This is a genomic window from Flavobacterium crassostreae (assembly GCF_001831475.1).
Classification (GTDB): Bacteria; Bacteroidota; Bacteroidia; order Flavobacteriales; family Flavobacteriaceae; genus Flavobacterium; species Flavobacterium crassostreae.
On the sequence record NZ_CP017688.1, the window covers coordinates 83421 to 99419 of the forward strand.

The 15999-nt window shown below is 34.8% G+C and carries 16 protein-coding genes; 4 read left to right on the forward strand and 12 right to left on the reverse strand.

The features are described from left to right. Positions 1 to 165 precede the first annotated feature (165 nt). Genes LB076_RS00415 through LB076_RS00425 form a run of 3 tightly spaced genes read right to left on the reverse strand, consistent with a single transcriptional unit; the run spans position 166 to position 1474 of the window. Entirely contained in the window at positions 166 to 528 is a 363-nt protein-coding gene (locus LB076_RS00415; protein WP_070786662.1) for an ISAon1 family transposase N-terminal region protein, read from the reverse strand. 33 nt (positions 529 to 561) lie between these two features. Beyond that, the gene (locus LB076_RS14015; RefSeq protein WP_083319324.1) at positions 562 to 1128 is read right to left on the reverse strand and encodes an ISAon1 family transposase; all 567 of its coding nucleotides are present in this window, start codon (positions 1126 to 1128) and stop codon (positions 562 to 564) included. Next, positions 1112 to 1474, reverse strand: coding sequence for an ISAon1 family transposase N-terminal region protein (locus tag LB076_RS00425; RefSeq protein WP_070786662.1), 363 nt, complete (start codon positions 1472 to 1474; stop codon positions 1112 to 1114). Before LB076_RS00425 ends, LB076_RS14015 begins: the two co-directional genes overlap by 17 nt. 191 nt (positions 1475 to 1665) lie before the next feature. On the opposite strand from LB076_RS00425, the gene LB076_RS00430 reads away from it, so the two are divergent. Further along, positions 1666 to 2562 (forward strand): IS1595-like element ISFlsp4 family transposase, encoded by an 897-nt coding sequence (locus tag LB076_RS00430; protein ID WP_066336403.1) that lies wholly within the window; start codon positions 1666 to 1668, stop codon positions 2560 to 2562. A gap of 31 nt (positions 2563 to 2593) precedes the next feature. On the opposite strand, the gene LB076_RS00435 is transcribed toward LB076_RS00430, so the two are convergent. Continuing rightward, positions 2594 to 2983 (reverse strand): hypothetical protein, encoded by a 390-nt coding sequence (locus LB076_RS00435; protein ID WP_066336400.1) that lies wholly within the window; start codon positions 2981 to 2983, stop codon positions 2594 to 2596. 298 nt (positions 2984 to 3281) lie between these two features. Between LB076_RS00435 and LB076_RS00440 the strand changes: the two genes are divergently transcribed. After that, positions 3282 to 4388: a peptidogalycan biosysnthesis protein gene (locus LB076_RS00440; RefSeq protein WP_232505661.1), complete on the forward strand. Its 1107-nt coding sequence runs from the start codon at positions 3282 to 3284 to the stop codon at positions 4386 to 4388. A 6-nt stretch (positions 4389 to 4394) separates the two neighbouring features. Here the strand turns inward: LB076_RS00440 and LB076_RS00445 are convergent, their stop codons facing one another. Continuing rightward, positions 4395 to 5279, reverse strand: a complete 885-nt coding sequence (locus LB076_RS00445) for a diacylglycerol/lipid kinase family protein (protein WP_066336395.1) — start codon at positions 5277 to 5279, stop codon at positions 4395 to 4397. Between the two features lie 62 nt (positions 5280 to 5341). Here LB076_RS00445 and LB076_RS00450 point away from each other — a divergent pair, with 62 nt between their 5' ends. Further along, positions 5342 to 6310 carry an App1 family protein phosphatidate phosphatase gene (locus LB076_RS00450; RefSeq protein ID WP_066336393.1) on the forward strand — a complete coding sequence of 323 codons (969 nt, stop codon included), beginning with the start codon at positions 5342 to 5344 and terminating at the stop codon, positions 6308 to 6310. 161 nt (positions 6311 to 6471) lie between these two features. On the opposite strand, the gene abc-f is transcribed toward LB076_RS00450, so the two are convergent. After that, positions 6472 to 8379, reverse strand: a complete 1908-nt coding sequence (gene abc-f / locus LB076_RS00455) for a ribosomal protection-like ABC-F family protein (protein WP_066336392.1) — start codon at positions 8377 to 8379, stop codon at positions 6472 to 6474. A 65-nt stretch (positions 8380 to 8444) separates the two neighbouring features. Between abc-f and LB076_RS00460 the strand changes: the two genes are divergently transcribed. Then, on the forward strand, positions 8445 to 8840 hold the full coding sequence (locus LB076_RS00460) for a DUF983 domain-containing protein (RefSeq protein ID WP_066336391.1): 396 nt from the start codon (positions 8445 to 8447) through the stop codon (positions 8838 to 8840). Between the two features lie 5 nt (positions 8841 to 8845). On the opposite strand, the gene LB076_RS00465 is transcribed toward LB076_RS00460, so the two are convergent. The 6 genes from LB076_RS00465 to LB076_RS00490 all read right to left on the reverse strand — a co-directional run bounded on the left by LB076_RS00465 (position 8846) and on the right by LB076_RS00490 (position 15999). Next, positions 8846 to 9898: an NAD(P)/FAD-dependent oxidoreductase gene (locus tag LB076_RS00465; protein ID WP_066336388.1), complete on the reverse strand. Its 1053-nt coding sequence runs from the start codon at positions 9896 to 9898 to the stop codon at positions 8846 to 8848. Between the two features lie 88 nt (positions 9899 to 9986). After that, positions 9987 to 10880, reverse strand: a complete 894-nt coding sequence (gene porN, locus LB076_RS00470) for a type IX secretion system ring subunit PorN/GldN (protein WP_066336439.1) — start codon at positions 10878 to 10880, stop codon at positions 9987 to 9989. 43 nt (positions 10881 to 10923) lie between these two features. Then, entirely contained in the window at positions 10924 to 12465 is a 1542-nt protein-coding gene (gene porM / locus LB076_RS00475) for a type IX secretion system motor protein PorM/GldM (RefSeq protein WP_066336382.1), read from the reverse strand. A 50-nt stretch (positions 12466 to 12515) separates the two neighbouring features. Further along, complete coding sequence (porL, locus tag LB076_RS00480) at positions 12516 to 13163, reverse strand: type IX secretion system motor protein PorL/GldL (protein WP_066336379.1); 648 nt, start codon at positions 13161 to 13163, stop codon at positions 12516 to 12518. A 52-nt stretch (positions 13164 to 13215) separates the two neighbouring features. Further along, positions 13216 to 14610, reverse strand: a complete 1395-nt coding sequence (porK, locus tag LB076_RS00485) for a T9SS ring complex lipoprotein PorK/GldK (protein WP_066336376.1) — start codon at positions 14608 to 14610, stop codon at positions 13216 to 13218. Positions 14611 to 14847: 237 nt separating this feature from the next. Beyond that, the gene (locus tag LB076_RS00490) at positions 14848 to 15999 is read right to left on the reverse strand and encodes a formimidoylglutamase (protein WP_066336373.1); all 1152 of its coding nucleotides are present in this window, start codon (positions 15997 to 15999) and stop codon (positions 14848 to 14850) included.

Genomic DNA, 15999 nt, shown 5'->3' on the forward strand with positions numbered 1-15999 from the left:
GTTTCGTCAATTGATAAGCGTTTGCCTATGTTTTCTGGAAATATAAGCCATTGTTTTGCGTGTAGTTTTTGATCCCATATTTTGAAATCACTTAAGAAATCTTTGTATTGATGTTGTAGATTCTTACCGCTAACGCCATAGAAAGAGGCGATAGCATTGCAATCATTAGGCTTGGAATCTATGGATCTCTTTTAAAAAAGACGCAAACTCCTGTGTCACCCGAGTTCCGTCTGCTACTAAATTCCAATCTCTAAAAACTACTTTTCCAGTATCTTCATTCAGCCATCTTCTTCGAGTGATATGAAGATATACCTGATGCCCACGAATAGGGAAATCCTGAACTGTTATTTCATCAAAGAATCCTTTTGAGCTCAATTTTGATTGTCGATGTTCTTTAGGAATTGAATTAATCTCCTTTAAGTAAAGATGAAGTATCTCTTCCTCTTTTTTATAGGAAGTCAGTTCAAAGTATTCAACTATAATTTCAGGAAGTAACAACTTGAGAAGGTCGACAAAAGAATCTTGCATTTGTATTAAATTTTAAAATGCAAATATCTAAATTTAATATTTCCCCACAACATTTAGACTTGATCCCCTTTTCTTGTTTTTCTTCGCTTTTTCTATTGCCTGATTTTCTTGGTCTATAGCTTGCCAACGGTATTTAATTCTTATTTCCTGTAAAGCTTCTGTCGCCAATTTTTGAACATGGAACCGGTCGATGACGCGAGTAGCATTAGGGAAACATTTTTTAGCAATCAATCCCATGTTTGCCGCCATGTCAAGAGTTATTTCGGTAACAGAATTTCGTAGTTTAAGCGGTATTTTTTCGATAATAGCAATTACTGTTTCTGCTTTGGTTCCAGCAATCATAGCGACTATAGTTCCTTTCTTTCCCTTTCCAGCTTTGTTGGTCAAAATAGTATAGAGTTCGCCATTGGACAAGGAGGTTTCGTCAATTGATAAGCGTTTGCCTATGTTTTCTGGAAATATAAGCCATTGTTTTGCGTGTAGTTTTTGATCCCATATTTTGAAATCACTTAAGAAATCTTTGTATTGATGTTGTAGATTCTTACCGCTAACGCCATAGAAAGAGGCGATAGCATTGCAATCATTAGGCTTGGAATCTATGGATCTCTTTTAAAAAAGACGCAAACTCCTGTGTCACCCGAGTTCCGTCTGCTACTAAATTCCAATCTCTAAAAACTACTTTTCCAGTATCTTCATTCAGCCATCTTCTTCGAGTGATATGAAGATATACCTGATGCCCACGAATAGGGAAATCCTGAACTGTTATTTCATCAAAGAATCCTTTTGAGCTCAATTTTGATTGTCGATGTTCTTTAGGAATTGAATTAATCTCCTTTAAGTAAAGATGAAGTATCTCTTCCTCTTTTTTATAGGAAGTCAGTTCAAAGTATTCAACTATAATTTCAGGAAGTAACAACTTGAGAAGGTCGACAAAAGAATCTTGCATTTGTATTAAATTTTAAAATGCAAATATCTAAATTTAATATTTCCCCACAACATTTAGACTTGATCCCAAAAAAACCCATAAAATACTTTCTATGGGTTTGTTATAAAAATTTTATTAAAGACTGTATTTAAGTAAAAGCCTTTTATAGAGGTGTAAAGATAAATTCTTATCTTTCGTGAAAGAATTTTATTATGGAATCATTCAAAGGAGAAAGTATTATCGATTTTTTTGACACTTTCAAAACAGATTTAACTTGTTTAGAATATTTAGCTTCAATAAAATGGAAAGATGGTTTTAAATGTTCGAAATGTAATCATAAGAAGTTTACTATTCGAAAGTTAAATTTTGCAAGAGATTGCAATTTATGTCATCATGTTGAAAGTCCAACTGCAAATACTATTTTTCATAAAGTAAAATTTGGAACTAGAAAAGCTTTTGGGATTGTTTTTGAGATGAGTGCAACCACCAAAAGTTTGTCTTCTTCTCAAATGGCAAAACGGTATTCTATAAGCCGACCAACGGCATGGTTGTTTATGCACAAAGTGAGATTAGCCATGAAAAGTAGTGCGTTAAATCCGATTGTTGGAACTGTTTATGTTGATGAATTTGTATATGGTGGAAAAGAAGATTTAAAACAAGGAAGAAGTAATGATAGCAAGAAAAAGAAGATAGTAGCTGCTGTTGAAATTGATGACAAAGGCGGGGTGAAAAGAGCTTATTTTAAAAGAATTGACAACTATTCTTCTAGTGAACTTGGTAAAATTTTTGAAAGCCACATTTCAACACAAGCAAATATAAAAACTGATCAATGGACAGGCTATAAACCATTAAAGAATGAATACAACATTGAACAAATTAAGAGTAATACTTCTGATTTTTTTCAAATGAACACTATTATTCATCAAGTAAAATCATGGTTAAGAAGTATTTATTCTTGGATGCACGAACAAAATATAGAAAGGTATTTAGACGAATATAGTTATAGATTAAATAGGTCAATATACAAGGAAACTATTTTTGACAACCTAATTATTAAGATGATGAAGCATAAACACATTGGATTACAAATAATTAAAATAAGTACATAACTTTACACCTCTAACCTTTTATTTTAAAAGACTAGATAGTCATGGAAACTTTTAGCGCTTGATCTGTATGCAACTCCAATATCTTTAGACTCTTTAGCTGCTTTAATGAAGACAATACGGATTGACAAATAGCATTTTTGTAAAAATTTAATTCCTGCAAATCCAACAGTCTAGCAATATCTTTGGTTAATCCTATTGCTGCTGCTTCGTCTTTTGGAAGTGTTGCTATAATTATTTTTTTGGGGTTATTACCCGCTACGTACCAACCAGCAACTGGCACTCCAATAGTATTGGAGGCTAGGTTAGTTTGTTTTACTAATTTAGTAGCAGGCAATACCTTACTTTGGTATGGCAATAGGGTGGTTGCCATAGCACTACAGCTTGCTACTATTGTAAGAAAAAGAGTAAAAATATTTTTCATAATCAATTACGTTTATCTTTTTGTTATAATAGAATAAAAATACATTAAATTTATCATAACTACAACTATTTTGGTCTAAAAAATCTAAAAAAATTACAAATAAAGCTCGTCACTGTTATTTTTATGTTTTAGTCTGTTGGTGTATTTATGTCGGACTAGTTGGCGGTGTTGTTTTAGAAAAAATAATTTTAACGCTTTTTGGGGTGCTATCTAAGTTAAAATAGTATTTTAGAGCTTTTTAAAATCTATTCTTAAATTGCACGCTATTTTTAATTACAAAATTTATAATTCTGTCGGCATGCTTCCTAGTAATTGGGATGCTTTGGCTGCTAAAAATATCTTTTTATCTAGTGCTTATTTGTATGTTTTGGAACATGCTGCACCCAAAAACATGTATTGTCATTTTATTGGTGTTTTTAAGAAAGACCAATTAGTCGGCATTGCTGTATCGCAATTCATTGACTTGAGTACTATTCCTTCTTTTGGGGAGCGCGACACCTGTATTAAAACCAGCATACGTCGTTTGGTGTTTAAGAATACTAGCTCCAAGGTATTGGTCTTTGGCAACAACATGCTTTCTGGAAAAAATGGCTATTGTTTTGAGGAGGTGTTGCCTGTGGAGGTGGGTTTGGGTATTTTAGAAAAGGCAGGACAATCTCTTGAAAAACTTTTTTTGGAAAAAGGCTTGTCTACGCAGCTTACTGTTTTTAAAGATTTTTTGGATACTGAAACCTCTTATTTTGAATCCAAGGAATTTCTATCGTATTTTACGTTTTCTACCCAACCCAATATGCTTTTTGAAATTCCCAATTCTTGGGATAATTTTGAGCACTATATTGCTTCTCTGAGCAAAAAATATCGGGACCAATACAAACGTGCTCGTAAGAAATCCGAAGGAATTGTAAAGAAAAAACTTTCTCTTGAGGATATTCAAAAACTACAAAGTCGGATTTTTGATTTGTATATGAATGTGGCTCAGAATGCTCCTTTTAATACTTTTTATTTAACCCCAAATCATTTTGAGGTTTTTAAGGCTTCGTTGCAAGATAATTTTCTTTTTTATGGGTATTTTAGTAATGACAAACTGATCGGTTTTAATACGCTAATAAAAAATGGTACCGATATAGATACCTATTTTTTGGGATACGATGCGCTTTATCAACGCGAAAACATGCTTTACCTGAACATGCTTTATGACATGATAGCCTATTCTATAAATAAAGGATACAAACGGATTGTTTTTGGTCGCACGGCCTTAGAAATCAAGAGTGCGGTGGGTGCAAAACCAGTAGCTCTACATGGAGCTATGAAACACCACAATGCATTTTTAAATTTAATGGTCTCTAGAACCTTTGAGTATTTAGAGCCTAAAATTGTTTGGCAACAAAGAAATCCGTTTAAATAAGCCGTTTTAAATTGGTGTTGGTTTAGCAATAGCTATTTTCATTTTTTGAGGAGCCAGAATAATATCCAATTGTGTTGTTTTGCCGCAATATTCTCCATCTATTTGAAAGTTTACGGGGCGATTGCTGGTTATTTTTGCTTTTGTTGTGCTTATTATTTCTATATTTTCTGGTGCAATAGAGTTGTTTCCGGCTATTATTTGGCCCAGAACTACTAGGTCTAAATTTTTTAAAATCACTAACTCAAATTTACCATCATCTAGTTTTCCTTGGGGATTGATTACAATTCCGGTTCCATATTTTTTTGAGTTGGCTATCACAATCATTCTGGCCTGGCAGGTTATTAGTTTGTCATTTGCAGTTATGGTTGCCAAAAAGGGTTCTTCTATTTCTATTAGGGTATTTACGGCCTGCAATGCGTATCCTAATTTACCTCTTAGGGTACTGTTTTGGTAATTTTTTATCAATTCGGCATTGAGACCTATATCACTAAGATGCATGCTTTTTTGGCCATTTATACTTATTATATCTAGGGATATATAATGGTTTTGGAAGGCTATTTTTAAACAATCTTCTATTGATTTTGGAAGGTCTAAGTCTGTGGCCAATCCGTTGGCAGATCCGGCAGGAAGCAATCCAAAAATAATATCTTGCTCCTCTAAGGCTTCTGCTACTAGCTTTATGGTACCGTCTCCTCCGGCTATCAATACCCGTTCTGGATTATTTTTATAAAAGAGTTGTTGGATTGCATGTTGGTCGTGCTTACCGGTGGTTTGGTATAGTTGTATTTTTTGGTTTTGGTTGGTTGCAAAAAGTGTTGTTGCTGCAATTATTTCGGATTTATCTAGGTCTCCCGAAATAGGATTGACTATTAATAAAACATTCTTTTCCACTTTTATTTCTTTAATTGATTTTTAATATTTAATTTTCCTATTCTTCAAAAGTATTAAATTAAATGAAACCAATTTTAAAATTATATCGAGGGTACGCAAATGAGCAGGAGTTAATTGTGATGGGGCATGTGTTTAAGCCTACTACCAAGAAAGATTATGATTTTTTGGGTAGTAATTTTAAAAATGCTAGTTCTATTATTACTATGTATCGTATTAAAACAGATGCTAATGCAGATGTTTATTTACGGTATGATGGTACTGAAATTCATACTAAAACGCTTCGGGATGGGTATTTTAAATTTTGCATTCCTGTTGCGTCTTCGGTACGTCATGGTTGGCTTAGTTATGAGGTGAGTATTATCTATGAGAACCAACGTATTGTAGCTCAGGAGCGTTTTATAAAACCCTACAAGGGGGATTTGGGGATTATATCGGATATTGATGACACGTTCTTGGTTTCGTACACCTTGAATCCTTTAAAGAAACTCTACCATCTTTTGTTTAAAAATGTTAATTCTAGAAAAATATTTGAGGATGTCACGGCACATTATCAGGCTTTGAGTCAAGCCGGCCGCAGGAATAGTGAGGAGAACAATGCTTTTTTTTATGTCTCCAGCAGTGAATGGAATTTGTATCGGTTTTTGGTCAAATTTACTGAAATACACCATTTGCCTAAGGCGGTTTTGCTCTTAAAGGATATCAAGACGAGTTTGTTTCATTTTTTGTGGTCTGGTAGAGGACAGCACAATCATAAGTTTGAAAAAATTAAACATATTTTGGAGTTTTATCCGGATTTGAAATATGTGCTGCTTGGGGATGATTCGCAACATGATCCGTATTTGTATGAATCTATTTGTAAAATTTTTCCGTTGAGCGTTAGGGCTGTTTATATTAGACAGACGGGTCAGAATAAAAAAGCTAAAGTGGTGGCGGTGTTAGATAATATAGCTTCTTTGCAGGTTTCTGTTTGTTATTTTAAGAATAGTGCTAGGGCTATTGCGCATTCTAAAGAAATAGGTTTGATTGTATAGTGGGTGTACTCAATGGTTTGTTTAGCCCAGATAGAAATGAAAATCCTTTGCCTAAAAAAAACCCTTTTTTGCTAGCACTACAGAGCGACCAAAGGAAGCTCCTGTAGGGGTTTGCAAAAAAAGGTTTTTTGGGCAAAGATTGTAATGTATAGCTGGATTGGCTACAGATTATCTATTTCTTCTTGGACGGTTTCCCAATCGAATAATAATTGGTCTAGGTCTGTTTTCTTTTTGTTGTAGGCGGTAAAAAAAGTGGCGTCTTCTAGGTGTTTATCATAGTTGGAGGCTAGTTTTTTATCGTCATTTTGAATGTCTTTCTCTAGTTGTTTGATTTGGCTTTCAATTTTGCTTAATCGGTTTTGGAGTGACTTGCTTTTTTTTTGATCTTCGTAGGAGGCTTTGTTGCTTTCTTTGGGTGCTGCGGCTTTTGTGGCTTCTTTTTGCTCTACTTCGCGCATGTTTTCTAGATTGCGTTGCTCTAAGAAATAGTTGATGTCTCCGAGGTATTCTTTGACTTTTTGGTCTTTGAATTCGTATACTAAATTGGACATTCCTTGTAAGAAATCTCTATCGTGAGAAACTAACAATAACGTACCTCCAAATTTTTGTAGTGCGGCTTTTAGTACATTTTTGGATTTTATGTCTAGGTGGTTGGTTGGCTCATCCATAAGCAGAACATTGATGGGCTGTAGCAATAATTTACACAATGCCAAACGGTTGCGCTCGCCCCCTGAGAGTACTTTTACTTTTTTCTCTACGTCGTCTCCACGGAATAAAAAAGAACCCAACATGTCTCGAACTTTCATGCGGTTGGTGTCTGCTGCTGCGTCTTCCATGGTTTGCAGTAGGGTGATTTCGCCGTCTAGATATTCTGCTTGGTTTTGTGCAAAATAACCCAATTGTACGTTGTGCCCTAGTTTTATGGTGCCTTGGTATTCAAATTCATCAACAATGGCTTTGATAAAGGTGGATTTTCCTTGTCCGTTTTGCCCTACAAATGCTATTTTGCTTCCGCGTTCTACTAGTAGGTTGATGTCTTTTAGTATGGTTTTGTCTCCGTAGCTTTTGGTCACGTTTTGGGCCTCTACTACTACTCTACCTGGCTCTTTGGATACCGGAAAGGAGATGTTCATCACAGAGTTGTCGTCTTCGTCTACCTCTATGCGCTCTACTTTGTCTAATTTCTTGATTAAAGACTGTGCCATAGAAGCTTTGGAAGCTTTGGCGCGAAACTTTTCAATTAGTTTTTCGGTCTCTTCAATTTTTTTGGTTTGATTTTTTTGAGTGGCTAACTGTTTTTCACGAATTTCATGACGCAGTTCTAAATATTGGGAATAGGGTTTGTTAAAGTCGTAGGCTTTACCAAGGGATATTTCAATGGTTCTATTGGTTACGTTGTCTAGAAACATTTTATCGTGGGATACAATTACTACTACTCCTGGATAGTTGCGCAAAAAGCTTTCTAACCAAATAATACTTTCTATATCTAAGTGGTTGGTTGGCTCATCTAATAGCAATACATCATTGGCTTGTAGGAGCAATTTAGCGAGCTCTATACGCATTCTCCAACCTCCTGAAAAGGTTTCGGTTTGGTTGTTGAATACGTCGCGTTTGAATCCTAGACCTAAAAGAATTTTTTCTGTATTTCCAACGTAGTTGTATCCTCCTAAGAGTTCAAATCTATGGGTATAATCGGATAAATCTTCTATTATCTGGCTGTAGGCGTCGCTCTCATAATCCGTACGGGTAACTAGTTGGTGGTTGATTTCTGCAAGCTTTTTTTCTACGATTTTTATGTCTGTAAAGGCTTCGTAGGCTTCTTCCAAAACGGTTCTTCCTTGTTCAAAATCGATATCTTGACGCAAAAAACCCAAACGGATATCTTTTTCTTGAGAGATCACTCCGGAGTCTGGAGCAAAATCTCTTGCCAACATTTTGAGCATGGTAGATTTACCCGCACCGTTTTTGCCAACCAGACCTACGCGGTCACCTGCACCCAAACGAAATGTGACTTCTTCAAATAAATATGTACCTCCAAAGGAAACCGATAAATTGTGTATATTAAGCATATATTGTGACTGATGTTACATTAGCAGCAATTGAAAAATTGTACCTTTGTTAAAAATTTATACAAATGTTAAAAAAAGGATCCAAACTAAATAGTATTTTAACAGGAAGTTGTCCTAAATGTCAAAATGAAAGCATGTATAAGGACAAAAACCCACTACATTTAGCTTCTACTTTAAAAATGAATGACAATTGCAGCCATTGTGGGTTCAGATACCAAATTGAACCTTCGTTTTTTTATGGCGCGATGTATGTAAGTTATGGTCTTAATGTTGCCGTTGGGGTAGCTGCTTTTATTATTTCTTTTGTGTTTTTTGGCACAACGTTACCAACAGCTTTTATTAGCATTATTGTTGCACTTATTGTTTCTTTCCCTTTTGTTTTAAGGCTGTCCAGAAATATATATATCAATATGTTTATTAGCTATGATCCAAATTTTAAAAAAACAGATTTAGATAAATAGTGTGTTTACCTTAGGTTTTTAGATTTGACTCTTTGTATGTCTATCTCTTTATCTAAAGGAATGTGGTTTTCTATGGCGTTAAATAAAGCTTGTGCCATAGATGGACCTAACAGCACCCCTCTGGTACCCAAACCGTTGAGCAAATGAACACTGTTATGAACACTATGGGTTCCTAACAAAGGCCTCCGATCGTACACCGTGGGCCGTATTCCTGCAAAATGGGATACAATTTCAAATTTGCAATCTATAATTTCATTAATCCTTTCTAACAGTTCTTGTTTTCCTTCTGTGGTTGGTAGCGCCGTTTTATCTTTCCAATTGTAGGTGGCTCCTACCTTAAATAAACTATTGCCCAAAGGCAAAATAAAAACACTGGTATTGACAATTACGTCAAGGTCCAGTTCCGCTGCTCGGATAATAAAGAGCTCTCCTTTGGTTCCATCTAAGGGCAACGATTTAAAAAATGGATTGGCGTGCATCCCAAAACCTTCGGCAAAAACAATATTTTTGGCATGGATGTTTTTGTAAACTACGCTATCCTCTTTAATTTCAAGCAAATCATAATCAAATGCTTCTTTATAAAATATATTTTTTTGACTTAAATAAGCACGATATTTCTCTAAAAGCAAAGCAGTATCTACATAACCAGTGTGTAAAACTTCTCCATAATGAAAGGGAGACAAAATACCAGAATATTTTTTGGTAACCAACGTAGTGGACAAAAACGGGGCTAATCCAGCTTTATCTGAGGCCGAAAACCAATTATTTTGTTCTTCTATTGAAAAAAATTTTCGTAAAATAGGGATTGAAAAATTGAACTTGGTCTGGAGCTTGTTCTCTAGTTCGGCATAAAAATTAGTCATAATTTCTAGTTGTGCTTCTGCATTCCAGACTTCACTAAATCGTTTGAGAATAACTGGATTATACAAACCGCCCGCAATTTTGGAAGAATTCTGAGACTCATTGTCAAAAACAACAATGGATTTGTGGTTTTTTAGAGCTACTTCCGAAAAGGAAATTCCTGCCAGTCCACATCCAACTAGTATATAATCTATCATAATATAGGTTGCTACAATTTTTATTAAATACAAAAAACTCTTATCGATTAGGATAAGAGTTTTTTGGTGTTACAAGTTACAATAGTTGTTAGTAATTCCACATATCGGATTCAAAATCACGAATCTTTTCTTTTACTCTATTGGATTCTAATAATTGATTTTGAGAATTATCTTTCATGTATTCATCAATTGCTCTATCGCCATAAACATTCTCTTCTTTATAAATAACACTATTAAAGCGTCTAGAATTTAATATCTGATCAAAAGAGATTGGCATTGCAGAGTTCCCGTCATTAAAAGCTTTTGCTTTATGCAAAATTTCTCTGGCAGATGGAAAAAACACCCAAAATAACTCAATATAATCTTTTACTTCACTGTTCATCGTGTAAACATCTGGAGTTACTGGGCAAATACCCAATAATCGGTACTTCAATTCACTTTGACGTTTGTCAAAATACCAGTATCCTTTAATTTTGTACTCGCTAACATCTTGAGCAGTTAAATCAGATCGTAGTATGTATTCTGGCGAAACACTACCCATACCAGCATTCATTTGCTCTCTACCAGCATCTGTAGTATCAATTCTGCTCAAAGAAGACTGTATGTCTTTATAAGACTTTTTGGTGTTAAAATAACTGTCCGAATACACTTCGGTTAGTTCTCCACTTCGCATTGCCTTAGTTAGCACATCATACAAAGAACGTCTGTCTGAACCTATGTTTGCTGTATCAATAGGAAAGTAAAGTGGAAAATTTATCTTTTCATTCAAATCAATAATCTCCCATGTTGTTTTTCCCATCAAGATATCTCTATCATGAACATAACCATAAGCCAATGGCTTATCATTATCTGAAATAAGTTGCGCTGCAGTTTTTAAACCGATTTGGTCTGGGGTTTTTGCATTAAGCAAATTAGATTGTGCCGAAGTAGCTAAACTCCCAACAACAGAAAAAACAACTATTAAAAAATTTCTTAAATTCATCATGGTATCATTGGATATTAAAATGCCTAAAAGGCATTTTGTATTATTGTATTTCAAAAATAACTGGAGCAGTTCTTGGCAATAAATAACTACCAGCACCTACTAATTTCGTTTTAATTTCAGAAATGGTAACTTGATCTCCTCTTCCTGCTCTAGAAAGAACCGCTTTACATTGGGAGTTTAATCTGTTTCCAGAAACTACTACTGTAGCTTGTCCAGAAACTTTTAGGTTAAATCCTACAACGTCTAAACCAACTTCAAAATCAAAATCTTCGAGTTTAGCACCAATAGTAGCAATCTCAAGGTTAGATTTAGGCCCTTTTACAATACCTGTTTCTCCTCTAATTGTTCCTGTTGGACCTGGAATTCCTTTAATTCTAAATGCTTTTCTGTCGGAAGCAACTTTACCATCATTCATTTTTCCGGTAACGTTGATAATAACTTCGTTTCCTGAGCCTGGGCTCATTACGTATTTTCCATTTCCTACTTTAGACAAACCTGGAGCAGACGCATTGACTTGGTTATCAGCAATACCAGCAAACGAAATTGTCATTGGATTTTTAACTCCTCTATACACTACGTTCATCTTGTCTGCAGAAATAGTTGCAGAATTTGGTCTTGGAACAACTACATATTTTCCTTGAAATTTAAGTGGAATATTTTTTCCATCTTCTAAGAATGTAAATTGCCCGTTAATTGTTTGTTCTCCAATACTACCAGCTGTCATACCGATTACCGCTTGTCCGTTTACAATTTTACCTGGTCCTGAGAAAGAGGTAGGTGTTGTATTGGCATCGTATCTACCTAAAACAACTTTTCCGGTTACTTGCTCACCTTGAAAATAGGCGTTTTTATCCAAAACAACAATTGCTTCGTAGTTGCTATAAGATGCTGCTGCAACTGCCGCTTTACCTAATAAGGTATTGTAAACATCTGTTTCTAATTTTTTAACATCATTTTGCCAAGCAGATAATTTTGCTAAAGAAGCTACTGCTGGAAAACCTTTAAAATGATAATCTAAATAAGGTATAGAGATACCGTCTTTGTTTTTAACATCTGTTAAGTCAAATTTTGCGTTTACTTCAGAAAGTATAGGGGATAATTTTTTGTTGTCTCCTAGAACCGATTTCATATCGGATTTGTACTTTTCAATGGTACTCAAAACTTCTTTTCCTTTGGCGGAATAACCCGCAGGACTAAACCAAGAATTATCTAGTTTATCTCCCTTGTCCATTGCTTCGTAAGGTAACTTGCCTGTTTCTGGATCTACCTCAGTTCCAACAAGAACTTCGGATTTTATTGCTGCAATATAATTGTAGAAATTTTTTGTAATTCCTTCTACTTTATGTGCTGTTGTAGATGCTGCTGCAAACTCTCCACCAGCTTCTGCTGCTTTGGCATCTAAGCCTAACAACATTTGTGCATTTGATTGTACTGCCGATGTATTAGATCCCTCTAATTTTTCATTCATTAATCCAAAAGCCGACAAAACTTCTTTGGACATATTTAATGCTAACATTGAGATAAAAACCAAGTACATTAGGTTAATCATCTTCTGTCTAGGGGTTTGTTTTCCTCCTGCCATATTTTCTACAAATTAGTTTATTAATTATTTAATTATAGTTTAAAAACTAATTATTTAGTACCCATTGCAGAAAGCATTCCTCCATAAACTGAATTCAAAGAAGACAAGTTAGATGTAAGAGATAGCATTTGCTCTTTTAATTTTAAATTATTCTCAGCAACTTCTTCGTTGATTTGTGCATTTTTAGAAGCGCTTTGTAATTGTACTTTATATAAACTATTCAAAGATTCCATTTGAGTAGCTGCTAAGGTTAATTCTTCGCTGTATTTTTTTGTTGAAGCTATAGAATCTACAGTAGGTGCAATTCCTTTTGCAGCAGATTCAAAGTTTTTAATACTTGTACCTAAACTTGACATTAATTCGCCGTCAATTTTAGCCTCTTTCAACATTACATCTAATTTTTGAGATAATAAACCTTGTGCTTCTGATTTACTTTCTTCTACTTTTACCGTTTTCTTTCTAGCTTCTCCGTTAGCTAATTCTGGATAAACTAAAGACCAATCTAATTCTTCATCAACTGGCTCAAAAGCAGAAAGTGCAAAAATTAATGCTTCTACAACTAATCCAATAGTTAACATTAAATTTCCTGTTATAGGACCAAATTCAATATGTGTGATTTTGAATAATGCTCCAATGATTACAACTGCTGCACCCATTCCGTACGCGAAATTCATTGCTTTTTTGTTTAATACTGCCATAATTTTAATTTTTAGTTTTTAGTTTAAAGTTTTAAATAGATTGAGGTTATAATTATTTTCTTTTATTTCCGGTTGTTTGTAATCCCATGTAATCTTGAACGGTTCTAAACCCGATAAAACTTCTGGCAGAATCAGCGTATTCAAAATCTCTTGTACTTACCTGCAGGAAGTAAGCTACATCTTTCCAAGAACCGCCACGTACTACTTTACGTTTGTTAGACGCATCTAGCACATTTGGATTCATGGTAGAAACATATTCGTAAGCGTTTGGATCATAAGACGAATCAGTCCATTCGGAAACATTACCAGCCATGTTGTATAGATTATACCCGTTAGGATCATACGATTTAGCCTCTACAGTATACAGAGCGTCATCCGCAGCATAATCTCCTCTATTAGGTTTAAAATTAGCTAAGAAACATCCTCTATCACTTTTGGTATAAGGACCTCCCCAAGGATAGGTTGCAGACTCTAACCCTCCTCTTGCAGAATATTCCCACTCTGCTTCGGTAGGCAATCTAAAAGAATTGACTAAGTCACGACCTTTCTTTTTGGATTTGATGTAAGCATTTTTATTTAAGGTTCTCCAAGCACAGAATGCCTTAGCTTGGGTCCATTTTACTCCCACAACTGGATAATCTCCGTATGCTTTGTGCCAAAAATAATCGTTATGCATTGGCTCATTGTAAGAGTAAGCAAAATCTTTGATCCAAACGGTTGTATCTGGATATACTTTTACTTCTTCTGTTTTAACAAAATCTTTTCTTTTGCCAACTTTAGCTTTAGCTGCAGCTTGAATATCCATCCATGAATAACGGAATTTCAATTTATCGACATCAATAGTTCTTAATCCATTATAGGATGCTTCTATGGGTAGGTACATAGAGTCCATAACTTCAGTATAGTATTCGTCTGGGTATAATTTGGTGTCTTTTATCAACTTAACTTTTTTGTTAAGCTTTCTACCCGCATAAGGATCATCGGACGTACCTACACTATAGTAGTTGTCATACATGTATTTATCATACGCAGTCATTTTTTCGGGATCGGAGTCATTAAAAGCAAAATCGCCAATACTTCCTCCTTTTTTTCCTTTTCCATCACCGCCTTTTACACCCGTTTCGTCAGCAAGAATTGCTAACCTAACACGCATTGTAGAGTCTTTAACCCAATCCACAAATTGACGGTACTCGCTATTGGTTATTTCTGTTTCGTCCATATAGAATGACCTAACTGTCACCGTTTTTGTAGGCGCGTCTTGTACATTGGCAACATCCTGATCGGATTTTCCCATGATAAAAGATCCACCAGGAACTAAAGTCATACCGTAAGGCTTTTCTGGATGCCATTTTCCACCGTTGACTCCGACTAATTCACCTCTGTCGCCTGATTTACCACAGCTGTTTAATAATGTCAAAATTGCAACAAACGCAACTAGATTCTTCATATAAATTTGGGGTTATAAGTTCAATATAATTTAAAGGATGTAAACGTATTTATTATTTTAATAAAAAACAATTTTTATACATAAAACCATCTTGATTTTTAAAAAAGAAATATACTATCAAAAACAATTAACAAAATATTAGTTTATTTGTACAAACGTAAATAAATATTTTTAAATAAAAAAACATTTATTTTGATGTTCTATCATATATTTTATATTTAGCAAAACAAATAAGGGTTAAACACTATTTTTTCTTTGTGCTTTCCACCATCTCTCAGGCAATTCTTGATTGCAAGCTCCTAAATACTCATCGTAAGAACAAGGTAATAACGTATTTCTTTTTAATTTATTGTTGCCATTTGAAATAAAAGGGATTTCGATCCACCAACGATCTGTTTTATCGCTTTTGTAAAACACCAAAACCTCTTCGTCTATTGGCACTATGTATTTTATATAATTATCTCTGGTTCCAAATGGATATTCGTAAGATCTATAATGAAATCCTTCTATAAAATACCAAATTATTTGCGCTATTAAAACACCTTCTGAGGGCTGGTTGTTTTGATTGAACACTCCAAAGATGGATACTTTATCACTTATACCGGCGTATCTGGAGAGAGCACAAATTTCTTTGCCATTAAAACCATTGGGAGCAAAGTTGGTGAAATTTCCGGAGTCTGCGGATTTTACGGCATGTAAATCCAAACTTACAATATCGGCATCTCTAAATACTGGTTCTGCCAAAGCAATATTATTAGAAATTTCTCCTAATCGGTACCCATCAAAAAATAGTTTTTCAATTAAATCAATCTCTTCTTGCGAGTTATAATACGTTTGATACCCTATATTACAGTAGTTAAAAAGGTTGTTTGGCGCATCAATAATCATCTTTGTTAAATAAGAATCTACCAACTCACCGGCTTCTTCTTTTCCAAAATCAAATTTGCTGTCTATGGCAACTAGATTTACCATTTGCTCTAACGCATCATAGGCTCTATAAAGCGCATAGGTTAAATCTTGAGATCCTCCTATCACTATTGGAATCACCTTGTTTTTGAGCAGTTTGCTCACTACTTTGCGCAAAGCAAAATAGGTGTCGCTAACGGTGTTTCCGGCGGGTATATCTCCCAAATCTGCAATAGAGGCATCCCAATTTCCGGGAAACATGCTGTAGAGTTCTTCTCGGACGGATACTAAATCCACACCACTGCTTGCCTCTACTGATCCTCGATTTTCTGCTACACCAAGTATTGCTAGTTGTATCTTACTTATGTCCGGAAATTGCTCTGTTGTATGAAAAACAACTTTACTGCCTAGCTGTTGCGAAGTTAGTGTTTTTAGCTTTTCTATAATCGGGGCAGCAACGGGCTTTAAAAAATCAAATTCCAT